Annotated in this window: 13 protein-coding genes; 7 read left to right on the top strand and 6 right to left on the bottom strand. The window is 71.2% G+C overall.

Going from position 1 to position 24,283, the window contains the following annotated elements:
- The first annotated feature begins 313 nt into the window (after window positions 1–313).
- From AC1Q9M_RS16505 to AC1Q9M_RS16515, 3 genes are read left to right on the top strand one after another with little or no spacing between them, the layout of a single operon-like run.
- On the top strand, window positions 314–8,746 hold the full coding sequence (locus tag AC1Q9M_RS16505) for a DUF7933 domain-containing protein (protein ID WP_492434646.1): 8,433 nt from the start codon (window positions 314–316) through the stop codon (window positions 8,744–8,746).
- A gap of 14 nt (window positions 8,747–8,760) precedes the next feature.
- Window positions 8,761–11,868 (top strand): hypothetical protein, encoded by a 3,108-nt coding sequence (locus tag AC1Q9M_RS16510; RefSeq protein ID WP_492434647.1) that lies wholly within the window; start codon window positions 8,761–8,763, stop codon window positions 11,866–11,868.
- Between the two features lie 20 nt (window positions 11,869–11,888).
- Window positions 11,889–12,953, top strand: a complete 1,065-nt coding sequence (locus AC1Q9M_RS16515; protein ID WP_492434648.1) for an OmpA family protein — start codon at window positions 11,889–11,891, stop codon at window positions 12,951–12,953.
- A gap of 4 nt (window positions 12,954–12,957) precedes the next feature.
- Here the strand turns inward: AC1Q9M_RS16515 and AC1Q9M_RS16520 are convergent, their stop codons facing one another.
- Window positions 12,958–13,908, bottom strand: coding sequence for a LysR family transcriptional regulator (locus tag AC1Q9M_RS16520; protein WP_291118037.1), 951 nt, complete (start codon window positions 13,906–13,908; stop codon window positions 12,958–12,960).
- 112 nt (window positions 13,909–14,020) lie between these two features.
- On the opposite strand from AC1Q9M_RS16520, the gene AC1Q9M_RS16525 reads away from it, so the two are divergent.
- Both AC1Q9M_RS16525 and AC1Q9M_RS16530 read left to right on the top strand, forming a co-directional pair.
- A complete protein-coding gene (locus AC1Q9M_RS16525) occupies window positions 14,021–15,538 on the top strand; it encodes a CoA-acylating methylmalonate-semialdehyde dehydrogenase (protein WP_382163304.1) in 1,518 nt (505 codons plus the stop codon).
- A 129-nt stretch (window positions 15,539–15,667) separates the two neighbouring features.
- Window positions 15,668–17,326 (top strand): GMC family oxidoreductase, encoded by a 1,659-nt coding sequence (locus AC1Q9M_RS16530; RefSeq protein ID WP_444687945.1) that lies wholly within the window; start codon window positions 15,668–15,670, stop codon window positions 17,324–17,326.
- A gap of 91 nt (window positions 17,327–17,417) precedes the next feature.
- Here the strand turns inward: AC1Q9M_RS16530 and AC1Q9M_RS16535 are convergent, their stop codons facing one another.
- Both AC1Q9M_RS16535 and AC1Q9M_RS16540 read right to left on the bottom strand, forming a co-directional pair.
- Window positions 17,418–17,723, bottom strand: a complete 306-nt coding sequence (locus tag AC1Q9M_RS16535) for a hypothetical protein (RefSeq protein ID WP_382163301.1) — start codon at window positions 17,721–17,723, stop codon at window positions 17,418–17,420.
- Window positions 17,724–17,740: 17 nt separating this feature from the next.
- Complete coding sequence (locus AC1Q9M_RS16540; RefSeq protein ID WP_492434649.1) at window positions 17,741–19,105, bottom strand: ammonium transporter; 1,365 nt, start codon at window positions 19,103–19,105, stop codon at window positions 17,741–17,743.
- A 276-nt stretch (window positions 19,106–19,381) separates the two neighbouring features.
- Here AC1Q9M_RS16540 and AC1Q9M_RS16545 point away from each other — a divergent pair, with 276 nt between their 5' ends.
- Together AC1Q9M_RS16545 and AC1Q9M_RS16550 are read left to right on the top strand one after the other, a co-directional pair.
- Window positions 19,382–20,143 (top strand): sulfite exporter TauE/SafE family protein, encoded by a 762-nt coding sequence (locus tag AC1Q9M_RS16545; protein WP_444687948.1) that lies wholly within the window; start codon window positions 19,382–19,384, stop codon window positions 20,141–20,143.
- Between the two features lie 23 nt (window positions 20,144–20,166).
- Complete coding sequence (locus AC1Q9M_RS16550) at window positions 20,167–20,661, top strand: TspO/MBR family protein (protein WP_444687949.1); 495 nt, start codon at window positions 20,167–20,169, stop codon at window positions 20,659–20,661.
- Window positions 20,662–20,670: 9 nt separating this feature from the next.
- Here the strand turns inward: AC1Q9M_RS16550 and mrdA are convergent, their stop codons facing one another.
- The 3 genes from mrdA to mreC form a co-directional block, all read right to left on the bottom strand.
- Window positions 20,671–22,632, bottom strand: coding sequence for a penicillin-binding protein 2 (gene mrdA, locus AC1Q9M_RS16555; protein ID WP_382322772.1), 1,962 nt, complete (start codon window positions 22,630–22,632; stop codon window positions 20,671–20,673).
- A 134-nt stretch (window positions 22,633–22,766) separates the two neighbouring features.
- Window positions 22,767–23,297 carry a rod shape-determining protein MreD gene (gene mreD / locus AC1Q9M_RS16560; RefSeq protein ID WP_291118056.1) on the bottom strand — a complete coding sequence of 177 codons (531 nt, stop codon included), beginning with the start codon at window positions 23,295–23,297 and terminating at the stop codon, window positions 22,767–22,769.
- Window positions 23,294–24,238 (bottom strand): rod shape-determining protein MreC, encoded by a 945-nt coding sequence (gene mreC / locus AC1Q9M_RS16565; RefSeq protein ID WP_492434650.1) that lies wholly within the window; start codon window positions 24,236–24,238, stop codon window positions 23,294–23,296. Before mreC ends, mreD begins: the two co-directional genes overlap by 4 nt.
- Between the last annotated feature and the right edge of the window lie 45 nt (window positions 24,239–24,283).

Consider the following 24,283-nt stretch of genomic DNA (forward strand, 5'->3'; position numbering starts at 1 on the left):
GAAAAATTGTCCAAAATTCTGATGGTATTTCAAAAAATAGAATAAAAACAACAATCTTTTAACAATTGAATTCATGCTCAGGCATGTTTTTTCCTACAGCACTTTTTCAAATTCATGACTTTTAACGCACTAATTCAGTCGTGAATTTGTAACAAGCTGCACGCCCCGATACAGTGCGCACCTGTAACCAAATGCATTGAAGTGCCTGGGCCCCGGTCCGTGCGCCGCCGTGCGATGGCGTTTCAGGTCCACCGGGCCGGGCGCCCCAAGGGACACGCGACGGTCGTTCGCGTGCCACTCAGAGGGAAAAAACATGCTTCGATTTTTTGCACGTGGCCAGGCCACGGGTGAGGGCGCGCCTGCGCGTTCGCCAGCCTTCCTGCGCGCGTTCGGCCGGCCCGTTCGCGCGCTCGGCCTGTGGGCGGCGGCCACGGTGTTCTCGGTGGGCGCGGCCCAGGCCACCCTGGTGGTGAGCCAGGCGGTGAGCGCCAGCACGATCGCGGTGGGCGACCGCACGCGACTGACCATCACCATCAGCAACAGCGACACGCAGGAAGACAACGCCGCGCTGACCAACACCCTGCCGCCGCAACTGCGGTTCTATCCCGCCGGCCATCCGGGCTACGTGGCCCCCACGAGCACCTGCGCCGGCGCGTCGATCAACCTCGGCGCGGGCCCCGGCGGCGTCGACCGGCTCCAGGTCAGCGGCTTCACCATCCCGCCCCACGTCGGCGGCGTGGACGGCAGCTGCACAATCTCGGTGGACCTCACCTCCTACGACGGCGGAGACATCTGGGACAACGTCATCAACCCCGGCGACCTCTCGCCCGCGGCGGTCTCGGCGGCGACGCAAAGCGTGTCGGTCACCGAACTCAGGAACCCCACGGTGTCCAAGAACCTGGGCGGCGCCACGCTCACCCAGGGCCTCTCGCGCACCGCGACCATCACGCTGAGCAACCCCAACAGCGCGTACAACATCCCGCTGACCAGCTTCACCGACAACCTGCCTTCCAACCTGCAGGTCACCGGCGTGGTCTCCAACACCTGCGGCAGCACGGCGGGTTTCACGGCCAGCAGCGTCACCCTCACCGGCGGCGCGATTCCCGCCGGCTCGCCCGGCACCTGTCAGCTGCAATTCACCGTGCGCGGCGTGCTGCCGGCCGCCACCGCCTCGCTGGCCGACGTCAACAGCCTGCCCGCCGGCGCCGTGGGCAACACGCGTGGCCTGACCTCGCCCGCGGACACCACCAACATCACCGTCAACAGCCCGATCACGGTGGCCAAGGGCTTCTCGGTCACGCCGCTGACGGCGGGCGCCGACTCGCTGATGACCGTGCGCATCGGCAACAACAGCGCCGCCGCGCTCACCGGCGTCGGCCTGAGCGACACCACCGTGGGCGCGCGCTGGCCGGCCGCGCTGACCAACTCGGGCGCCATCGGCGCGGCCCAGCTCAGCGGCTGCGGCGCGGGCGCGAGCCTGGTCGCCGGGCCCGGGGGCCAGGGCTTCGTGCTCGCGGGCGCCGAGATCGCCGCCGGCGGCGAATGCCGCGTCCAGTTCAACGTCACCTCGACCACCACCGGCACCCACACCAACGCGCTGCCCAGCGGCGCGGTGAGCAACACCCAGGGCTTCACCTCGCCCGCGAGCTCGGCGCCGATCGAGGTGCGCGACAACGCGCTCACGGTCGCCAAGTCGATCACCCCGACCACCGTGGCGCCCGGCGACGTGGCGCTGTTCTCGGTGGCGGTCACCTCGTTCAGCCTCACGCCGCAGACCAGCGTGAACTTCACCGACACCCTGCCCTCGGGCATGGTCTATGTGGACGCCACCACCGGCGGCATCACGCCCGTCATCAGCGGCGGCTGCAGCTTCGCCGCCGGCGTGCCCATGCCCACGCCGCTGGCCACCACGCCGGGCTTCAGCTTCAACTTCCCCGGCGCCGCACCGGGCGGCACCACCTGCGTGGTGAGCTTCACCGCGCGCGTGCCGGCCAACGCCGTGCCGGGCGCCACGCTCACCAACAGCAGCTTCAGCGCCGGCAACGGCACGGTCACGGGCAGCTCGGGCGCGGTGAGCCTCACGGCGGTCAACCCGCTGGTGGTCACCAAGACCTTCGACGGCGTGACCGCGCGCCAGCGTTTCCAGGGCGCGCCCTCGGTGGCGCAGATCGAGCTGACCAACAACAACTTTTCGGCGCTCGCCGGCCTCGCCTTCAGCGACAGCCTGCCCGCCGGTCTGCGCGTGGCCGAGCCGGCCAACGCCACCACCACCTGCGGCGGCAGCGTCAGCGCCAACCCGGGCGACACGTCCTTCTCGCTCAGCGGCGGCAGCCTGCCGGCGCGCGCGGGCACCAGCCCCTTCTCGCCCGGCCAGTGCAGCGTGCGCGTGAACGTGGTCGGCGGCACGATCGGCGTGCACACCAACAGCATCCCGGCCTACAACGGCAGCAACGCGTCCGCCACCGTCAGCGCCACCGGCACGGTGGCGAACGTGCCCGGCACCACGGTGCGCAACCTCAACGCCACCTCCGCCACGCTGGAGTACCTGCCCGCGCTGACCGTGGCCAAGACCTTCCTGACCAACCCGGTGCAGGTGGGTGGCACCAGCCGCGTGCGCATCACGCTGGGCAACACCGGCAACGGCCAGCTCACCGGCGTGCGCGCCACCGACCCGCTGGCCGGCACCGGCCTCACGCTCGCGACCCCGGCCAAGGCCAGCACGACCTGCGCCGGCCCGGTGGTGCTCAACGCGCCCGACGGCGGCAGCACCGCCTCGATCAGCGGCGCCACCATCGCCGGCGGCACCAGCTGCGACTTCCTGTTCGACGTGCTGAGCACCAGCGGCACACCGTCGGTGAACACGCTCGCGCCCGGCGCCGTCACGGCCGACGGCGGCGTGGCCAGCACCGGCACCACCACGGCCACGCTCAACAAGGTCACCAGCCGCGTGAACCTGACCAAGAGCTTCGCGCCCACCTCCATCGCCGGGCCTGGCAGCGTCTCGCGCCTGACCATCGTCATCGACAACACCACCGCCACCGCGCTGACCGAGCTCGCGGTGGCCGACAACATGCCCGCCGGCATGGTGGTCGGCGTGGTGCCCAACGCCGCCACCACCTGCCCGGGCGGCCGCGTGGAGGCCGTGACCGGCACGCGCGTGGTGCGCCTGAGCGGCGGCACGCTCGCGGGCAACGCGAGCTGCACGGTCTCGGCGGACATCACCTCCAGCGTCGTCGGCACGCTCAACAACACCCTGCCGGCCGGGGCCATCACCAACACCCAGGGCGTGACCAACGCCAGCCCCTTCACCGCCAACCTCGGCGCGCTCGCGGGCATGGGCGTGGAGAAACACTTCGAGCCCTCCGCCGTGGCGGCCGGCCAGCCCGCGCGCCTGGTGATCCAGGTGCGCAACTCGCTGCCGCAGCCGCTCACCAACATCTCCACCACCGACCACCTGCCCGCCGGCATGGTCGTGGCCAGCCCGGCCAATGTCAGCACCACCTGCGCGGGCGCGGTGATCACCGCCGTCGGTGACAAGGTCTCGTTCCGGGGCGCGCAGCTGCCCGTCGGCCCCAGCGTCTGCGAGGTGCGCGTCAACGTGGTCGTGCCGGTCGCGGGCGCCTACGTCAACACCATGCCGGGCGGCACCGTGATCGCCAACGACGGCGCGGTGACCAACCCGCAGCCCGGCCCCAGCGCCACGCTGCACGTGCTGCAGCCACCCACCATCGCCAAGGCGTTCGCGCAGGGCACCGTGGCACCCGGCGTGGCCAACCGCCTCACGGTGACCATCAGCAACCCCAACGCCGCCCAGGCCCTGACCGGTGTCGTGCTGCGCGATCCGCTGCCCACCGGCCTGTTCGTGGCCCAGGTGCCCAACGCCTCGACCACCTGCGCGGGGGGCACGGTGAGCGCCGTCGCCTCGGCCGACAGCGCCCAGATCGCCGGCGCCACCGTGCCGGCCGGGGGCTCGTGCAGCTTCGCCTTCGACACCGTCTCCAACGTGCCGGGCCTGTACACCAACACCATCCCCGCCGGTGCGATCACCAGCAACGAGGGGGTCAGCAACCCCGACCCGGCGAGCGCGCCGGTGCGCGTGCTGGAGCCGCCCACGGTGGTGAAGGCCTTCGTGCCGCCGAGCATCTCGCCCAACGGCGTGTCCCGCCTGACCATCACGCTGGGCAACGCCAACCCGGCGGCCCAGACGCTGGCGCAGGCGCTGGACGACACGCTGCCGGCCGGCGTGCTGGTCGCGCCCACGCCCGCCATCGGCGGCACCTGCAGCACCGGCTCGGTCACGGCCGCGGCCGGCACGGCGCTGGTGCGCTACGCCAGCGGCGCGAGCATCCCGCCCGGCGGCTGCACGATCTCGGTGAACGTCACGGCCAGCGTGGCCGGCACCTACCCCAACCGCATCCTGGCCGGCGCGCTGCGCACCGACGCGGGCAGCAACCCCACGCCGGCCGAGGCCCCGCTGGTGGTCAGCCCGCTGGGTTCCATTTCCGGCCGCGTCTACCTCGATGCCAACAACGACGGCGCCTTCACCGCCGGTGAAGCGCCGCTGGCCGGCCAAGCCGTGAGCCTGCTGCGCGCCAGCGACGGCCAGGTGCTGCAGAAGACCACCACCGACGCGGGCGGCTTCTACGTGTTCAGCGGCCTGGTGGATTCCGCCACCCTGGGCTCGGCCTACACCGTGCGCTACCTGCGCTCGGGCAGCGACTCGGTGGGCGGCAGCGCGCTCGCGCCGTCGAGCGCGCTCAACGCCTCGAGCCGCAGTTACCAGGCCCGCGTGACCGCCGCGACCGCGGCCGAAGCCAGCCTGGTGGGCGGCACCGGCCAGGTGGCCACGCCCAGCGTGGACGGCAGCAACGCGGTCTCGCTGCGCAGCGGCATCCGGCTCGACGCGGCCGGCGGCAACGTGGCCAGCTCGGTGGGCAACCACTTCGGTGAACTGCGCGCGTCCGAGATCGCTGGCCAGGTCTACCGCGACGACAACCACAACGGCGTGCCCAACGGCACCGAGCCCGGCCTGCCGGGCGTGCAGATCACGCTGGTGGGCGTGGACGACCGGGGCAACCCGGTCTCGCTGACCACCACCACCGACGCCAGCGGCCGCTACCGCTTCACCGACCTGCGGCCCAGCTGCAGCCCGCTGGCGGCCCCGACCTGCCCGGGCTACGTGGTCACGCAGGGCGCGCAGCCCGCCGGCACGGTCAACGGCATTCCCACGGCCGGCACGGTCAACGACCTGGGCTCGGGCGGCGCCACCGGCACCGCCGGCACGGCCTCGAACAACGCGCCCGCCATCAGCCACGGCGCACCGGCCTACAGCATCCCGGCCGGCACCAGCCGCATCGCCGGCATCGTGCTGCCGCCCAACGCGCGCTCGGCCGGCAACAACTTCGGCGAGATCGGCAACGACCGCAGCATCAGCGGCCGCATCTTCACCGACGGCAACGGCGACGGCGCCTTCAACGGCAGCGATGCCGGCGTGGGCAGCGGCGCGGGCGGCGCGAACAACGTGCCGCAGACGCTGACGCTCACCGGCAACGACCTCAACGGCAACCCGGTGTCGATCACCACCACCACCGACGCCAGCGGCCAATACAACTTCACCGGCGTGCCGCCGGGCACCAGCTACACGGTCACCTGCACCACCTGCGCGCCCCCGGCCGGCTTCCTCAACAGCACCGCGCCGCTGGCCTGGCCGGGCAGCACCGGCGGCACGGCCGGCGGCACCCAGGCCGTGCCCGCGATCACCGGCATCGACCTCAGCGGCGTGAAGACCGCCTCGGTGGACAACCACTTCACCAAGACCCTGCCGGGCAGCCAGATCTCGGGCGTCGTCTACTTCGACCCCGACAACAGCGGCGGCGTGTTCACGCCCGACGACCAGCCGGTGCCGGGCCGCACCCTGGAGCTGCGCGACCAGGCGAGCAACGCGCTGATCGCCACCACCACCACCGACGCCAGCGGCGCCTACAGCTTCAGCGGCCTGCCGGTGGGCAACTACCGCGTGCTCATGCCGGCGCTGCCGACGGGCACCACCCACGGCATCACCAGCGCCGGCACGCTGGCGGGCGCGCCCAACGGCACGCCCAGCGCGCCGGGCGCGGCGCCCGCGTCCATCGCCAACATCGCCGTGGCCGCGAACCAGAGCACGGCGCACCACAACTTCCCGCTGGTCGCCAACATCCAGATCGCCGGCCGCGTCTACGAAGACCGCGACTTCGACGGCCAGTTCGGCGGCACCGACGTGGGCCTGCCCGGCGGCACCCTGGGCCTGGTCGGCACCGACGCGTTCGGCAACCCCATCACGCGCTACACCACCACCAACGCCAGCGGCCAGTACAGCTTCACCGGCCTGGCGCCGGGCAACTACACCGTGCGCCAGACCCAGCCGCTGGGCTACACCAGCGTGGCCAACACGCCCGGCCCCGTGACCGGTGGCAGCGCCGGCACCGTGGGTCCGCTCGGTGGCGCCGTGGAGACCATCGCGCTGCGCTTCGTCGCCACGCCCGGCGCGGCGCTGCAGGTGAACTTCGGTGAAACGCAGGGCGAGGGCGTGCGCGGCTACAAGTCCGCCCGCATCGTCTCGCCGGCCGCCGCCCTGGGCGTCTCGCCCGGTGCCGAGGTGGTCTGGCAGGTGATCTACCAGAACGACAGCGCCTACCCGGTCACGGTGGACGTGCGCGACACGCTGCCCGACTTCATGACCCGCGCCGGCGCGCCCGCCATCACCCATGGCGGCGGCAACGGCGGCGTGTTCACGCCCAACGCCGGCTTCACCGGCACCGCGGGCGGTGACCTGCTGGGCTCGGCGAACCTGCCCGCAGGCGCCTGGGTGTCGGTCGACATCCCGGTGATCGTCACGGCCGGCGCCACCACCACGCGCTTCAACCAGGCCACGGCCGGCCCCACCGGCATCCGCACCGACGCGGTGGACAACGGCACGCCCACTGGCGGGCCGGGCCAGCCGCCCTCGGGCGTGATCCCACCGGGCAGCGTGCCGCAGACGCCGTACCAGACCCCGGGCCTGGACGCCACCGGCGTGCCGCTGTCCTCGCTGCCCGCCGCGCTCTCGGGCTTCGTCTGGCGCGACAACAACGGCGACCGCCGCCGCGACGGCAATGACACGCCCATCCCCGACTGGGCGGTGGAGGTGGTCGGCAGCGACGGCCAGGCCGTGGCCTGCCGCCTGGTGCCGTCCAACAGCGCGCAAGGCTGCGTGAGCATGCCCGACGGCCGCAGCCTGTTCCGCACCGGGGCCGACGGCGACTACGGCGTGATCGGCCTGGTGCCCGGCGACTACAAGGTGTACTTCCGCGACCCGGCCAACAACGTCATCTACGGCACGCCGCAGAACAGCGGCGCCGACACGAACTCGCGCCTGGCCCGCGAGCGCGACCACCTGGCCGTCTCGCTGCAGCCCGGCGCCAACCTGCAGCAGCAGGACCTGCCGCTCGACCCCTCGGGCGTGGTCTACGACGCCAACACCCGCGCGCCGGTCGACGCCTCGCTGGTGCGCTTCTGCGGCCCGGCCGGCTTCAACCCCGCCACCATGCTGGTGGGTGGCGCGAGCTACGTGGCCGTGGGCAACTGCGCGCAGATGACCACCGGGCCGCTGGGCTTCTACCAGTTCCTGCTGGCCCCGGGCGCGCCCACCGGCGAGTACACGCTGAGCGCCTCGGCGCCCAACTACGCGCCCACGCCGATCGCCTCGATCCCGCCGGCCCCTGGCGTGTTCACGCCCTCGGGCGCCTCGCCCTACCTGGTGCAGGCCCAGGCCGGCCCGCCGCCGATCGGCCAGCCCACCACCTACTACCTGCGCCTGAACCTGGCGCCGGGCATGCCCGACCTGATCCACAACCACATCCCGCTGGAGCCCTTCAACGGCGCCGGCCTGTTCCTGCAGAAGCAGGTGCTGCGCGACGTGGTCGAGATCGGTGACTCGGTGCAGTACACGCTGCGCGTGCAGAGCCCCAACGGCGCGGCGAGCAACGTGGTCATCACCGACAGCCTGCCGGCCGGCCTGCGCCTGATCCCGGGCACGGTGGCGCAGGACGGCGTGGTCGTGGCCGATCCGGCCGGCTCGCCCGGCCCGGTGCTGAACTTCGCGCTGGGCAACTTCGCCGCCAACACGCCGGTCACCGTGACCTACCGCGTGCGCGTCGGTGTCGGCGCCCAGCAGGGCGATGGCATCAACCGCGCCCAGGCCGCGGGTGTGGTGGGGGGCGTGCCCGTCACCTCCAACCGCGCGCAGGCCCGCATCCGCATCACCGGCGGCGTGTTCTTCCAGGAAGCCTGCGTGATGGGCAAGGTGTTCATGGACTGCAACCGCAACCGCATCCAGGACGCCGAGGAAGTCGGCATCCCCGGCGTGCGCCTGTACCTGCAGGACGGCACGCACCTGGTCTCCGACAGCGAAGGCAAGTACAGCATCTGCGGCCTGCCCGCGCGCACCTCGGTGCTGCGCGTGGACCCGACCACGCTGCCCGCCGGCAGCCAGCTCGTGACCAGCAGCAACCGCAACGCGCTGGACGCCGGCAGCCTGTTCCTCGACCTCAAGTTCGGCGAGCTGCACCGCGCCGACTTCATCGAAGGCAGCTGCTCGCCCGCCGTGCTCGAGCAGGTGGAAAACCGCCGCCGCCTCGGCCAGATCGTCGCCCCGCTGGTCGACCCACCGACACCCACCCCGCGCGTCTTCCGCTCCGGCCCGCCGGCCCGCGTGGGAGGTGCGAAATGAAAGCCCGTCTTCCCATGCGATCCGCTCTGACCTCGGCCGTGCTGCTCCTGCCCCTGGGCCTGGCGCTCGCGCAGACCACCGCGCCTCTGGCCCCGCGTTTCACGCCCCTGGCCCCGGGCAGCGACCCGGCCCGGGGCCCGGGTGAGACCGCGCTGCCCGCGCCCACCACCGCGCTGCCGCTGGCCGCGAACTGGCGCGCCACCAGCCTGGCCGACCACGGCCAGCTGGTGCTCGAGGCCGCGCAGGACCAGGTCGCCGCCGACGGCCGCTCGGTCGTGCTGCTCACCCTGCGCCTGTTCGACCGCGACGGCCAGAAGGTGACCACGCCCATCGACGTGACCGTGGCCACCACCCGGGGGCGCGTGCGCCTGCCCGATGCCGCCGTGGACGAACCGCCGCGCCAGAACCTGCGCCTCACGGTGCGCGGGGGCGAGGCCGTGGTCGAGCTCGTCGCGTCCTATGAGCCGGGCGATGCCGAGCTGCAGGTGCAGTCCGGCAACGTGGTGGTGCACGGGCGCGTGGGCATGGTGACCGAGCGCCGGCCCATGATCGCCGTCGGCGTCATCGAAGGCACGCTCGACCTCAGCCGCCTCAAGGCCTCGCAGGTCAGCCCGGCGCGCGAGAACGACGGCTTCGAGCTCGAGATCCAGCGCCACGCCAACGGCTTCGACAACGGCAAGGGCTCGCTCGGCGCGCGCACCGCGTTCTTCCTCAAGGGCGTGGTGAAAGGCGAGACCCTGCTCACCCTGGCCTACGACTCCGAGAAGGAAAGCCGGGGCCGGCTGTTCCGCGACATCCAGCCCGACCAGTACTACCCGATCTACGGCGACTCCTCGCTGCGCGGCTTCGACGCGCAGTCGCGCCAGCGCCTGTACGTGCGGGTCGACCAGGGCCGCTCCTTCGTGCTGTTCGGCGACTTCAACACCGGCACCGGCGGGCCCGCGCGCGAGCTCAGCCGCCTCAACCGCTCGGTCTCCGGCCTGCAGCTGCACCACGAGGGCGAGACCTTCGAGGCCAACGCCTGGGTGGTGCGCGACAACGTCGCGCAGGTGGTGGACGAACAGCCCGCGCGCGGCGTCTCCGGCCCCTACCGGCTCTCCAGCAGCGAGGGCATCTCGGGCTCCGAGAAGGTCGAGATCCTCACGCGCGACCGCAACCAGCCCTCCATCATCCTGCGCGCCGAGCCCATGGTGCGCTTCGTGGACTACGAGTTCGAGCCCTTCGCCGGCAGCGTGGTGTTCCGCGCACCCGTGCCCTCGGTGGACGCGAACATGAACCCGATGTCGGTGCGCATCACCTACGAGGTGGAGCAGGGCGGGCCCAAGTACTGGCTCGGTGGCGTGGACGGCTCGTGGCGCATCACGCCCGCGCTCGAGATCGGCGCCAGCCACGTGGAATCGCAGGACCCGTCCGACCCCTACAAGCTCAGCGGCGTGAACGCCACGCTGCGCCTGGGCGAGCAGAGCTGGGCGCTGGTGGAGCTGGCGCGCTCCGACCGCGAGGCCCTGGGCGAGCGGGGCAAGGGCGACGGCGCGCGCGTGGAAGTGCGCCACCAGGGCGAGCGGCTCGACGCGCGCCTGTGGGCCGGCGAGACCGACCGCGAGTTCTCCAACCTCTCGTCCTCGTACAACGGCGGGCGCGCCGAGGCCGGCGCGGTGGCGAGCTACCAGATCAACGAGGACTGGTCGCTGCGCGTGGACGCCATGCGCTCCGAGGACAAGGCGGTGGAAGCGGTGCGCGAGACGGCCTACGCCGGCGTGCAGTACCGCCTCACGCCCAAGTGGACCGTGGGCGTGGGCCTGCGCCATGGCCGCGACGAAGGCGGCGTGCCCAACGCGGCCTCCGCCTGGGGCGTGAACATCCCGCAGACCTCGGGCTTCACGCCCTTCCAGATCAACGCGCCGCTGTTCTCCGCCGCGCCGGGCCAGACGCGCAGCTTCACCGCGCTCTCGCTGAGCGCGCAAGGCCAGCTGAGCGACCGCCTCACCGTGCTCGGCGAACTCGAGCAGGACGTGGAGAACGCGCGCGGCCAGCGCATCACGCTCGGCGCCGACTACCGGCTGAGCGAGCAGTTCCGCGCCTACGGTCGCGCCGAGGTGTCCAAGGGCCTGGGTGGCGTCAACGGCCTGGCCACCGATGGGCGCGAGACCGCGCTCGTGGCAGGCCTCTCCAGCGAGACCTTCCGCGACGGCGAAGTCTTCAACGAGTACCGCCTGCGCGACGCGATCTCGGGCGAGGACGCGGTCAACGCCATCGGCCTGCGCCAGACCTTCCGCGTGGCCGAGGGCGTGCGCTACAGCGCCAGCGTCGAACACCAGAAGGCGATCGCGGGCGATGCCTCGTCCGCGACCGCGCTCACCGGCGGCATCGACCTGGCCTACGACCCGACCTGGCGCGCCACCGGCCGCCTGGAGTGGCGCCGCGACCGCAACCACGACGCCTGGCTCTCCACCCTGGGCACCACGGTGAAGATCGACCGCGACTGGTCTTTGCTCGCGCGCAACACGCTCTCGCTGCAGAACGCGCGCCACGCGGGCGCCTACGACCAGTGGCAGGACCGCTTCCAGATCGGCGCGGCCTACCGCCAGACCGACCTCAACCGCGTCAACGCGCTCGGCCTGTACGAGCTGCGCGCCGAGAACGACGAAAACCCCGGCGTGGACTACCGCCGCACCTCGCACGCGGTCTCGCTGCACGCCGACTACCACCCCAGCCGGCCCTGGTGGCTCACCGGGCGCCTGGCCGGCAAGCGCGTGTCCGAGCGCTTCCTCGGCGGCATGCGCTCCAACTACACCGCCTGGCTGGTCGGGGGCAGCATCACCTGGGACTTGTCCGAGCGCTGGGACGTGGGCCTGCAGCACCACCTGATGTGGAGCCCGCAGGGCAACACACGCCAGGACTCCTTTGGCGTCGAAGCGGGTTACCTCGTCAAGGCCAACCTCTGGCTGTCCTTCGGCGTGAACCTGCGCGGCTTCCGCGACGACGAACTGACCGGCGCGGCCTACACCCGCAAGGGCGTGTACCTGCGGCTGCGCTTCAAGTTCGACGAGACCCTGTTCCGGGGCAGCGATCCCGCCACCAACCGCGCCCTGAGCCCGCTGGCTTCGGCCGCCCGTCCCTGATCTGTTGAGAGGCCCTTGCCATGACTTCCAAATCCTTTCTTCTGTCCCTGCTGGCGCTGGCGGCCCTGAGCGGCTGCGCCGTGACCGACCCGCGCGCCACCGACCGCGCGCCCGGCGCCGTGCCGCCCTTCGCCGAAGCCACGCGCTTCACCGACGAGGCGCAGCGCGCCGACCACCGCACCCTGCAATCGGTGCAGGACCGCCTGGCCGCGCTGCAGAAAGACGGCCGCGTGCCCCAGACCAGCTACCCCTGGGCCAAGGCGCAGTGCTGGCTCGACATGGCGCGCCAGAACTACCACGAGAACGACCGGGGCCCGGTGATCGGCGAGGCGCTGGCCGAGTCGGTCAAGCTGGTGGAGGCGCTGGAGAAGGGCACCACGCCGGCGGTCACCAACCCCCTGATCGGCGGCGCCGTGCGCCTGCGCGAAGACCTGTGGGCGCGCGCCGAACGCGGGCGCACCGGCGCGGGTGCGGCCTGCGTGGCGGCCCAGGCCGCGTGCCTGGACGTGCAGCTGGTGTGGATGGGCCACGAGTACGCCGAAGGCGGCTGGCGCCATGCCAACCCCTACATCGGCATGGCCGAAACCATGGCCGCGCGACTGGAGACCGCCCAGGCCGCCTGCGCCGGCCCGGGCGTGGCCGCCGCGCCCGCGCCGGCACCCGCACCGGTGGTGGTCGAGCGGATCATCGAACGCCTGGTGCTGGCCACCGACGCGGTGTTCGAGTTCGACCGCTCGGGCCTGAACGACATCGGCGCGGCCGGCCGCGCCCGCCTGGACGTGCTGGCCGATCGCGCCAAGGGCCTGCAAGGCATCGAACGCATCGTGCTGATCGGCCACACCGACCGCCTGGGCAGCGACGCGCACAACCAGCCGCTCTCGCTGCAGCGCGCCACCGCCGTGCGCGACCACCTCGTGGCGCGCGGGCTCGATGCCGCGCTGTTCACGGTGGAAGGCAAGGGCAGCGCCGAGCCGGTGAAGACCTGCAGCGACGGCCTGGCGCGCAGCGCGCTCATCGCCTGCCTGCGCGACAACCGGCGCGTGGAGGTGGAGATCCGCGGGCGGGTGGTGAACCCCGCGCGCTGAGGCCTCAGGCCCGCGCGTCGAAGCCTTCCGCCAAGGCCCCGCGCAGCCAGACCACGAAGGCCGACACCGCGCGCGGCACGTGGCTGGCGTAGGGCCGGATCGCGTAGATCTGCGGGCTGAAGCTGCCCACCGAGGCCCAGTCCTCCAGCACCTCCACCAGCTGGCCCGAGCGCAGCGCCGCCTGCGCGCTGAAGTCCGGCACCAGCGCGATGCCCAGACCCGCGATGGCGGCGTCGCGCAGGGCCTCGCTGTTGTTGGCGCAGAACGGGCCCGACACCGGCACCGTGATCCGCTGGCGCGGCGCCTTGCGCCGGCCTTCGGGCGGCAGAAAATGCCAGGCCGGCGTGTCCTGCGCGCGCGGGTAGTGCAGGCAGGCGTGCTGCGCGAGGTCGGGCGGCGCGGCCGGGTGCCCGTGGCGCCGCAGGTAGTCGCGGCTGGCCACCAGCACCGAGCGCGTGGCGCACAGCGGCCAGGCCACGTGCGTGTCCGGCGGCGCGGCGGTGTGGCGGATCGCGAGGTCGAAGCCCTCGGTGGCCAGCGAACTCAGGCGGTCCGACAGGTCCAGCTCCAGCCGCACCTTGGGGTGCTCGCGCGCGAAGGCCGCGATGCGGGGCACCAGCTGCTGGCGCGCGAACGCCACCGGCGCCGTGACCCGCACCAGACCGGCCGGTTCGTCGGCCAGGTCGCGCACGCTGGAAAAACTCTGCGCGATGCGCTCGAACGGGTCGCGCAGGCCGTCCACCAGGCGCTGGCCGGCCTCGGTCAGGCGCACGCTGCGCGTGGTGCGCTGCACCAAGGGCAGGCCGGCGGCGCGCTCCAGCTCGCTGATGCGCTGGCTCATGGCGGCCTTGCTCACGCCCAGGCGCTGCGCCGAGGCGGTGTAGCTGCCCTGCTGCGCCAGCACCGTGAGCCAGTGCAGGTGCATCCAGAGGTCTTCCACTTTTTTGTCATTCATGGTCCTATTGTTCACCATGGCAAACAATCAATTCAGGTCCTGCCACTAGGCGAGGGGTTTTCCGCTGCCTAAACTGGCCCTCTTTCCTTCGACACCCTCCCGCGAGACCGCCATGGCCACCACCCCCCATTCCATCGATCACTTCATCCACGGCGCCGTGAACGCCGGCAGCTCGCCGCGCCGCCAGGACGTGTACAACCCCGCCACCGGCGCGGTGAGTGGCAAGGTCGCGCTGGCGAACGCGGCCGACGTGGGCGCGGCCGTGGCCGCCGCGCAGGCCGCGTTTCCCGCCTGGGCCGACACGCCACCGATCCGCCGCGCGCGCGTGATGTTCAAGTTCCTCGAACTGGTGAACCTGCACAAGGACGACTTGGCCCGCCTGATCACCGCCGAGCACGGCAAGGTGTTCACCGACGCGCAGGGCGAGGTCTCGCGCGGCATCGACATCATCGAGTTCGCCTGCGGCATCCCGCAGCTGCTCAAGGGCGACTTCACCGACCAGGTGTCCACCGGCATGGACAACTGGACCCTGCGCCAGCCGCTGGGCGTGGTCGCCGGCATCACGCCGTTCAACTTCCCGGTGATGGTGCCCATGTGGATGTTCCCGGTGGCGATCGCCGCGGGCAACACCTTCATCCTCAAGCCCAGCCCGATCGACCCCTCGGCCTCGCTGTTCATGGCCGAGCTGCTCAAGCAGGCCGGCCTGCCCGATGGCGTGTTCAACGTGGTGCAGGGCGACAAGGAGGCGGTGGACGCGCTGCTGGTGCACCCGGACGTGAAGGCCATCAGCTTCGTCGGCTCCACGCCGATCGCCAACTACATCTACGAGACCGGCGCGCACCACGGCAAGCGCGTGCAGGCCCTGGGCGGCGCGAAGAACCACATGGTGGTGATGCCCGACGCCGACCTGGACCAGGCGGTGGACGCGCTGATCGGCTCGGCCTATGGCTCGGCCGGCGAGCGCTGCATGGCCATCAGCGTGGCGGTGCTGGTGGGCGACGTGGCCGAGCGCATCATGCCCAAGCTGGTCGAGCGCACCCAGGCGCTCAAGGTGCTCAACGGCACCAACCTCGCGGCCGAGATGGGGCCCATCGTCACGGCGGCCGCGCACACGCGCATCGCGGGCTACATCGAGGCCGGCGCGAAAGAGGGCGCCACCCTGCGGGTGGACGGCCGGGGCTTCCAGGGCGGCGACGCGGGCGAGGGCTGCGACCACGGCTTCTGGATGGGCGGCACGCTGTTCGACCACGTGACCACCGACATGAAGATCTACAAGGAAGAGATCTTCGGCCCGGTGCTCAGCTGCGTGCGCGTGCCCGACTTCGCCAACGCCGTGCAGATCATCAACGACCACGAGTTCGGCAACGGGGTGAGCTGCTTCACACGCGATGGCCACGTGGCGCGCGAGTTCGCGCGGCGCATCCAGGTCGGCATGGTCGGCATCAACGTGCCGATCCCGGTGCCCATGGCCTGGCACGGCTTCGGCGGCTGGAAGAAGAGCCTGTTCGGCGACATGCACGCCTACGGCGAGGAAGGCGTGCGCTTCTACACCAAGCAGAAGTCCATCATGCAGCGCTGGCCTGAAAGTATCGGGAAAGGTGCGGAGTTCATCATGCCCACGGCAAAGTAGGTTCCCCCTGCGCGCCTTCGGCGCTTCCCCCCGGTGGGGGGTCGCTGTCTTGGGCCGGCGGAGCCGGACCCTTGACAGCCCTGGTATCTTCGCCGGCGACATCACAACGACAACAACATTGGGACAAGCATGAGTGAGACGACCTTCGACTACATCGTGATCGGTGGCGGCACCGCCGGTTGCCTGATGGCCAACCGGCTGTCCGCCGACCGGAGCAAGCGGGTGCTGCTGATCGAGGCCGGCCGCAAGGACGACTACCACTGGATCCACATTCCCGTGGGTTACCTGTACTGCATCGGCAACCCGCGCACCGACTGGCTCTACCAGACCGAGGCCGAGGCCGGGCTCAACGGCCGTGCGCTGCGCTACCCGCGCGGCAAGACGCTGGGCGGCAGCTCCAGCATCAACGGCATGATCTACATGCGCGGCCAGTCGCGCGACTACGACCAGTGGGCCACGCTCACCGGCGACGACGCCTGGCGCTGGGAGAACGCGCTGCCCGATTTCAAGCGCCACGAGAACCACTACCTGGGCGACGAGCAGAACGCCGCCCAGCGCGACCCGAACTTCCGCGCGTACCACGGCCACGGCGGCGAATGGCGGGTGGAGAAGCAGCGCCTGCGCTGGGACGTGCTCGACGCGTTCGCCGAAGCCGCGCAGCAGGCCGGCATCCCGCACAGCATCGACTTCAACCGCGGCGACAACGAAGGCGTGGGCTATTTCCAGGTGAACCAGAAGGAGGGCCTGCGCTGGAACACCGCGCGCGCCTTCCTGCGCCCGACCTGTTATGGCCGACCCAACTTCGAGCTGTGGAACAGCGCGCAGGTCACGCGCCTGGTGACGCAGCGCGGCGCCGACGGCGAGCTGCGCTGCACCGGGGTGGAGGTGTGGGACGGCGTGGCGCACGTGACCGCCGAGGCCACCAGCGAGGTGGTGCTCTGCGCCGGCGCCATCGGCTCGCCGCAGATCCTGCAGCTCTCGGGCATCGGCCCGGCCGCGCTGCTGCGCCAGCACGGCATCGACGTGGTGGTGGACCTGCCTGGCGTGGGCGCGAACCTGCAGGACCACCTGCAGATCCGCTCGGTCTACACCGTCAACGGCGCGCCCACGCTCAACGTGCTGTCCTCCTCGTGGATGGGCAAGGCGCGCATCGGGCTGGAATACCTGTTCAAGCGCAGCGGGCCGATGAGCATGGCGCCGTCGCAGCTGGGCGCCTTCACGCGCAGCGACCCGGCCCAGCCCTACGCCAACCTCGAATACCACGTGCAACCGCTCTCGCTCGATGCCTTCGGCGAGCCGCTGCACAGCTTCCCGGCGTTCACCGCCAGCGTGTGCAACCTCAACCCCACGAGCCGGGGCACGGTCAACATCCGCAGCGCGAACTTCGAGGACGCGCCGCTGATCGCGCCGAACTACCTGAGCACGCCCGAAGACCGGCAGGTCGCGGCCGACAGCCTGCGCGTAACGCGCAGGATCGTCGCGCAACCGGCGCTGGCCAAGTACCAGCCCGAGGAGTTCAAGCCCGGCCTGCAGTACCAGACCGACGAGGAGCTCGCGCGCCTGGCCGGCGACATCGCCACCACCATCTTCCACCCGGTGGGCACCACCAAAATGGGCCGCGCCGACGACCCCATGGCCGTCGTCGACAGCCACCTGCGCGTGCGCGGCGTGGCCGGGCTGCGCGTGGTGGACGCGGGCGTGATGCCCACCATCACCAGCGGCAACACCAACAGCCCCACGCTCATGATCGCGGAGAAGGCCGCGACCTGGATCGTGGCAGGAGAGTGACCCCCCTGCGCCGCTGACGCGGCTTCCCCCCTGAGAGGGGGGACGACCCCTGGGGCCGGCGGAGCCGGACCCTCGGTGTCTCTGGATGCGATTACCTCAACCGGCCGACGTACTGGTTTCCGTCACCTTTGCCGCGCAGCGCCTCGGTGGCGACGTCGAGCAGGGTCTTGCGCGGCGGCACGCCCATGGCGGGAATGGCCGCCTCCAGCTTCTCGGCCCAGGGCAGCAGCTCCTCGTGCCCGTCGCTCGCGGCTTTTTCGCGCGCATGGCGCACGATCTCGCGCGCGTAGTCGGCGTTGGTCGCCATCCACTCCGTGTCCGTCACCCGGCCGGTCTTGCGCCGCAGCAGCACGTGCAGGTGGGCGGCGATGGCGAAGGGGTCGGGCGCGGTGCTCATGGGGGGGGTGCCGCTGCTCAGTGGCCGAGCTGTTCGTTGTGCAGGGACACATCCAGCCCGGCGCGCTCCACGCCCTCGCGCACGCGCAAGGTGGTGAAGCGCGAGGTGATCCACAGCACGACCGCCGTCATCACCAGGCTGTAGGCCAGCACCGCCACGCAGGCGATCAGCTGTGCCAACAGGCTGGCCTGCACGCCTGATATGGCCGGGTCGGCCAGCACGCCGGTGAGCAGCGCGCCCACCAGGCCGCCCACGCCGTGCACGCCGAACACATCGAGCGAGTCGTCCGCGCGCAGCTGGCGCTTGAGCGCGGTCGCGCCCCAGTAGCAGGCCACGCCGGCCACCAGGCCGATGAGGAGCGCGCCGCGCGGCGTGACGAAACCGGCCGCCGGCGTGATCGCCACCAGCCCGGCGACCACGCCCGAACACAGGCCCAGCAGCGAGGCGCGCTTGCGCGCCAGCCACTCGGCGGCCATCCAGGCGAGCGCGCCCGAGGCGGCCGCCACGTGCGTGACCAGCAGGGCCAGGCCCGCGCGGCCGTCGGCGGCCAGGGCCGAGCCGGCGTTGAAACCGAACCAGCCCACCCACAGCAGGCCGGTGCCGGCCATGGTCAGGCCCAGGTTGAACGGCACGAAGGGCTCCTGCCCGTAGCCCGAGCGTGGGCCCAGAGCGTAGGCGCAGACCAGGGCGGCGGCGCCGGCGTTGATGTGCACCACCGCGCCGCCGGCGAAATCCAGCGCACCCAGCTGCGCGAGCCAGCCGCCCGGCTCCCACACCCAGTGCGCGACCGGCGCGTACACCAACAGCAGCCACAGGCCGGCGAACAGCAGCAGCGCGCCGAAGTGCATGCGCTCGACCAGCGCGCCCACCACCAGCGCGCAGGTGATGATGGCGAAGGTGAGCTGGAACATCGCGAACACCGATTCCGGCACGTGCTGCGCGATGTGGCTCACCGCCACCTGGCCGGTGGTTCCCAGGTAGTCCATGCCCGAGAAGCCCATGCGGCCAAGACCGCCGATGAAGCCGCCCAGCGCGCCGCCGGGGGTGAAGGCCAGCGAATAGGCCAGCGCGAACCACAGCACGCTGACCACGGCGGCGATGCCGACCACGCTCGCCATGGTGTTGATCACGTTCAGGCGGCGCACCATGCCGCCATAAAACAGGGCGATGCCCGGCAGCGTCATGAGCAGCACCAGCGCGGTGCTGACCATGAGCCAGGCCGTGTCGGCCCCCCGGATGGCGCTGGCCGCGACCAGGCCTGGTGCATCGAGCGTGACTTTTGTCACGGCTTCTGTGGTTTCGCCTTGCGAGGCGGCCAAAAGTGGCCAGAGCAAGGTGGGCAGGAGCAGGCCCCGCCGAACGAAATAGCGGTATTGGTGCATGAATGGCTCTCTTCCAACGACGAACAGACCGTTGCATTTCCTGTGCCAAACCGCCAAAAAGCAAGGGAAAGCCCGGATGCACAGCCCTGGTGCGGGCCGCTACAGTGCATGCACTCGCCAACAGCGCCCAGCGCTGGTGACCGCGGGGGACCGAGGAGACAACCCAGTCCAATTCGAACAACGGTTTCAGCGTCCTCCAGAGATGCCAGATTCCTCGAGCCGACCCCACAAGGGTCGGCTTTTTTTTGCCCGGGGCCGCCCGGCGACAATCCTGGGATGGAACTGCTTCTGGTCTCGCTGGCGTCGCTGTTCGCCGGTTTTGTCGATTCGATCGTGGGTGGCGGCGGCCTCATCCTGGTGCCGGCGCTGTTCGCGATGTTTCCCACCACCCACCCGGCCACGCTGTTCGGTGTGAACAAGGGCGCCTCGGTCTGGGGCACGGCGGCGGCCACGCTGCAGTACGCGCGCCGGGTCGAGATGCCCTGGCATGCGCTGCTGCCGGCGGCGGCGGTGGGTTTTGCCGGCTCCATGGCGGGGGCCTGGACGGTCACTGTGATCTCGCCCGACTTCCTGCGCCGTGCCCTGCCGCTGGTGCTGCTGCTGGTGCTGGGCTACACCCTGGCGCGCAAAGAGCTGGGTCGGCACCACACGCCGCGCTTCAGCGGCCGCCAGGAAATGCTGGCCGCAAGCCTGCTCGGTGCCGTCATCGGCTTCTATGACGGCTTCTTCGGCCCTGGAACGGGCAGCTTCTTCGTCTTTCTGTTCGTGCGCTGGCTGGGTTACGACTTCCTGCACGCCAGCGCCAGCGCCAAGCTGCTCAACACCGCCACGAACCTGGCCGCGCTGGCGCTGTTCGCCTGGAAGGGCCATGTGTGGTGGCATTTCGTGCTCGCCATGGCCATCGCCAACGTGGTCGGCAGCCTGCTGGGCACGCGGCTTGCCCTGAAACACGGCAGCGGCTTCGTGCGCATCGTGTTCATCTTCGTGGTGAGCGCGCTGATCCTCAAGACCACGTACGACGCCTGGATCCGAAGCTGACACCCACTTCCAAGGAGGCCCTTATGCCGTCTCGCTCCATCCGTGCACAGACCCTGGGTTTTATGGGCTGGCTGGCGCTGGTGCTGCTGGCGGGGGGTCTGGGTGCCCTGGCGTCGGTGGAGGCCGCGTCGTTCTATGTGCAGCTGAACCGGCCCGGCTGGGCGCCACCGGCGGGCGTGTTCGGACCGGTGTGGTCGCTGCTGTATGGGCTGATGGCGGTGGCCGCGTGGCTGGTCTGGCGCGAGCCGGCCCAGCCGTCGCGGGCACCGGCTTTGGTGGTCTTCGTGTTGCAACTGGCGGTCAACGCGCTGTGGTCGTGGCTGTTCTTTGCCTGGCACCGGGGGGCCTGGGCGTTGGCCGATGTGCTGTTGCTGCTGGTGCTGATCGCCACGGCGATCGCGCTGTTCCGGCGCGTGCGCCCGCTGGCCGCGTGGCTGCTGTGGCCCTACCTGGCCTGGGTGGCTTTCGCGAGCGCGCTCACCTGGGCGGTGTGGCGGGCCAACCCGGGCGTGCTGTAGCGCGGGCCCTCAGGGCGCGACCGGGGCGTCGGGCGGCCAGGGCAGGCTGCTGGCCTTGAGCGGCGTGCCGATGGGGGCGCTGGCCTGGCCCACGCGCACGGCGGCCAAATCCTGCGGGTTGGGGTACTGGTCCATCAGCAGGTAGTCGAACACGCGGCGCGCGATCGGGGCGGCGTGTGCCGCGCCGAAGCCGGCGTTCTCCACGATCACCGCCAGCGCCACGCGCGGCTGGTCCACCGGCGCGAAGGCCAGGTACAGCGAGTGGTCGCGCTGGTGCTCTTCGAGCCGGCGCGCGTCGTAGCGCTCCTTCTGCCCGATGGTCACGGCCTGCGCCGTGCCGGTCTTGCCGCCGCTGGCGTAGCCCGCGCCGGCGAACACGCGGGTGGAGGTGCCTTCGGTGGTCACGGCCTGCATGGCGTTGAGCACGATGCGCACGTTCTCGGGCTTGAAGCCGAGGTTTTCGGGCGGCGGGCCGGGCAGCGGCACGCGCTCGCGCGTGATCACGTTCTCGGTCGCCATGGTCAGGTGCGGCTTGTACTTGATGCCGCCGTTGGCCAGCGTCGCCATGGCGTGCGCGATCTGCAGCATGGTGAAGTTGTTGTAGCCCTGGCCGATGCCCAGCGAGATGGTCTCGCCCGCGTACCAGCGCTGCTGCTCGGGCCGCTTGTAGGTGTTGCGCTTCCAGGCCTGGCTGGGCAGCACGCCGCGCACCTCGCCCTTGAGGTCGATGCCGGTGATCTGGCCGAAGCCCAGCGGCTTCATGAAGTCGTGCATGGTGTCCACGCCCATGTCGTTGGCCAGCGAATAGAAATACGTGTTGCTGGACTTGACGATGGCGCGGTGCATGTCGACCGCGCCCAGGCCGTCGCCGTGGCTGCGGAAGCGGTGGCCGCCGAACATCCAGTAGCCGGGGTCGTTCATCACCAGGCTCGCGCTGCGCGAGCCGGTTTCGAGCGCGGCCAGCGCCATGAAGGGCTTGTAGGTGGAGCCGGGCGGGTAGGTGCCGCGCAGGGCCCGGTTCAGCAAAGGCTTGTCCATCGACTCGTTGAGCGCGCGCCAGTTCTCCACGTCGATGCCCTCGACGAACAGGTTGGGGTCGAAGGTGGGCTTGCTCACGAAGGCCAGCACCTCGCCCGAGCGCGGGTCGATCGCCACCAGCGCGCCGCGCCGCTCGCCGAACATGTCCTCCACCAGCTTCTGCAGCTGGATGTCGATCGACAGCACCACGGCGTTGCCCGGCGTGGCCGGCGTGTTGGCCAGCGAGCGCACGGCACGCCCGCCGGCCGAGGTCTCCACGCGCTGGAAGCCGGTGATGCCGTGCAGCTCGCGCTCGTAGCTCTGCTCCGCGCCGAGCTTGCCGATGTATTCGGTGCCGCGGTAGTTGGCCTGGTCCTCTTCCGGCCAGTCGGCGATGAGCTCGGTCTCGCGCTGGTTGATGCGCCCGATGTAGCCGATCACGTGGCTCGCCACCTCGCCGTTGGGGTACTGGCGCAGCAGGCGCGCGCGCACGTCCACGCCGGGGAAGCGGTAGCGCTGCGCCGTGAAGCGCGCGACCTCCACGTCGGTCAGGCGGGTGCGCAGCGGCAGCGAGTCGAAGCGGTGCGACTCCTCCAGCAGCTTGCGAAAGCGGCGCTGGTCGCGCGGCGTGACCTCCACCAGCTCGCTCAGGCCGGCGATGGTGGCGTCCATGTCCTCCACGCGCGAGGGCGTGATCTCCAGCGTGTAGGCCGAGTAGTTGGTGGCCAGGATGCGGCCCTTGCGGTCCAGGATCTGCCCGCGGTTGGGCACCACCGGCAGCACGGCCGTGCGGTTGCTCTCGGCCTGCGCCGCCAGGTCCTCGTGGCGGATCACCTGCAGGTAGACCATGCGAGAGGCGATCAGCCCGAACGCGAACACCACCGTGAGGCCGATCAGCAGCGCCCGGGTGCGGAACTGCGCCAGATCGGCTTCGACGTTGCGGATTTCCGTCATGACCGTGTTTTATCCGAGATGGCAAAGACCGCGTGAGTTTGCCGACCCGCGGCCAGTGCCAGCGCGGAACCGGCTTTGCCGGGCCGCAGCTGGCGCCCCTTGGGGGGTGACGCCGAAGGCGGCGCGGGGGGTGCTCATAGAGGTCTGTTGTCGTCGGGGTTGGGCGCGCGGCGCTGCGGCGCCAGCAGCAGCACGCTCACCACCGGCCAGAGCGCGGCCTCGATCACCGGGGCCAGCAGGTAGAACACGCCGGGGAAGCTGCCACCGGCGGCCATGCGCACCAGCAGTTCGAGCACGTGCGCGGCCACGAACAGCGGCAGCACCTGCACCGACTGGTTGGGCACGCTGAACCAGAGCAGGCGCCGGTGCATGGAAATGCCGAGGAAGCCCAGCGCGGTGTAGGCCAGCGCGTGCTGGCCGAGCAGGGCGCCCTGGTGCACGTCCATGGCCAGGCCAAAGGCAAAGGCCACGCCCACACCGATGCGCAGCGGCTGGTGCACGCTCCAGAACACCAGCACCACGGCCAGCAGATCGGGCACCCAGGCGGCGCGGCCGAACAGGCCCATGTTCATCAGCATGTTGAACACCAGCGCGGCCAGCAGGCTGAACCAGATGAAGCCGGGGTTGGCGGGCAGCAGCAGCTGCTGGCCGGGACGCATGATCATGGCGCGGTGCTCCGGACACCCGGGCGGTTGGCGCGCGCCGGGCGGGGGGTGTCGGCGGCTTCGGCCAGGGGGGAGGGCGGAACCGAGGCCGCGATGGAGCCCAGCACCAGCACGTGCAGCGTGCCCTGCACGCGGGCCAGGGGCTCGCACTGGATGCGCGCGAAGGACGACTCGGCCTGGCGCTCGACCAGGGTCACGCGCGCCACCGGCAGGCCGGCGGGGTAGACGCCGTCCACGCCGCTGGTGGAGAGCAGGTCGCCTTCGGCGATGTCGGCGCTGGCCAGGGTGTAGCGCAGCTCCAGGCCGTCGCCGCTGGTGGACGGCTGGCCGTAGGCCACGCTGCGCACGCCGGTGCGCGTGTTGAGCACGGGAATGGCCTGGTCGCGGTCGATCAGCAGCGTGACCTCGGCCACCAGCGGGTAGACCCGCGTGACCTGGCCCAGCACGCCGCTTTCATCGACCACCGGGGAACCTGCCTCGATGCCGTGCGTCTGGCCGCGGTCGATCACGATCTTGCGCGAGTAGGGGTCGGCCGCGTCGTACAGCACCTGGGCGCCGATGGCCTGGGTGCCGATGCGCTCGCGCATGGCCAGCAGTTCGCGCAGGCGCTGGTTTTCCAGGGTGATCTGCTCCAGCTGCAGGCTGCGCTCGGCCTGCACCGCCAGGCGCTGCAGCGCCTGGCCTTCGCTCTTCTGCGCGGCGTGCAACGAGGTGAAGTAACCGCCCGCCATGGAGGCCAGCTGCACCGGCTGCAGCACCGCCCATTGCACGGGGTAGAGCACCACGGCCATGGCGGTGCGGATCGGCTCGGTGAGCCGAAAGCGCAGGTCGGCCACCATCAGGAACAGCGCCAGGGCGCTGAACACCACCAGCTTGGACAGGGCCGACGGACCCTGCTTGAAGAACGGGGGCGGGGTGCGGTCCAGGGTGCCCAGTGGCATGGCGCTCGGAGGGGTCTGGTCGGTGGTGGGGAGGCGCGGCCGCCG

Source organism: Hydrogenophaga sp. GW823-FHT04C09 (assembly GCF_058796355.1).

Bases quoted from the DNA above. Each gene is read 5' to 3' on its own strand.
- AC1Q9M_RS16510 (WP_492434647.1), top strand. From the start codon at position 8,761: ATGCGATCCGCTCTGACCTCGGCCGTGCTGCTCCTGCCCCTGGGCCTG.
- mreC (WP_492434650.1), bottom strand. From the start codon at position 24,238: ATGCCACTGGGCACCCTGGACCGCACCCCGCCCCCGTTCTTCAAGCAG.
- AC1Q9M_RS16535 (WP_382163301.1), bottom strand. From the start codon at position 17,723: ATGAGCACCGCGCCCGACCCCTTCGCCATCGCCGCCCACCTGCACGTG.
- AC1Q9M_RS16530 (WP_444687945.1), top strand. From the start codon at position 15,668: ATGAGTGAGACGACCTTCGACTACATCGTGATCGGTGGCGGCACCGCC.
- AC1Q9M_RS16525 (WP_382163304.1), top strand. From the start codon at position 14,021: ATGGCCACCACCCCCCATTCCATCGATCACTTCATCCACGGCGCCGTG.
- AC1Q9M_RS16505 (WP_492434646.1), top strand. From the start codon at position 314: ATGCTTCGATTTTTTGCACGTGGCCAGGCCACGGGTGAGGGCGCGCCT.
- AC1Q9M_RS16540 (WP_492434649.1), bottom strand. From the start codon at position 19,105: ATGCACCAATACCGCTATTTCGTTCGGCGGGGCCTGCTCCTGCCCACC.
- mrdA (WP_382322772.1), bottom strand. From the start codon at position 22,632: ATGACGGAAATCCGCAACGTCGAAGCCGATCTGGCGCAGTTCCGCACC.
- mreD (WP_291118056.1), bottom strand. From the start codon at position 23,297: ATGATCATGCGTCCCGGCCAGCAGCTGCTGCTGCCCGCCAACCCCGGC.
- AC1Q9M_RS16550 (WP_444687949.1), top strand. From the start codon at position 20,167: ATGCCGTCTCGCTCCATCCGTGCACAGACCCTGGGTTTTATGGGCTGG.
- AC1Q9M_RS16545 (WP_444687948.1), top strand. From the start codon at position 19,382: ATGGAACTGCTTCTGGTCTCGCTGGCGTCGCTGTTCGCCGGTTTTGTC.
- AC1Q9M_RS16520 (WP_291118037.1), bottom strand. From the start codon at position 13,908: ATGAATGACAAAAAAGTGGAAGACCTCTGGATGCACCTGCACTGGCTC.
- AC1Q9M_RS16515 (WP_492434648.1), top strand. From the start codon at position 11,889: ATGACTTCCAAATCCTTTCTTCTGTCCCTGCTGGCGCTGGCGGCCCTG.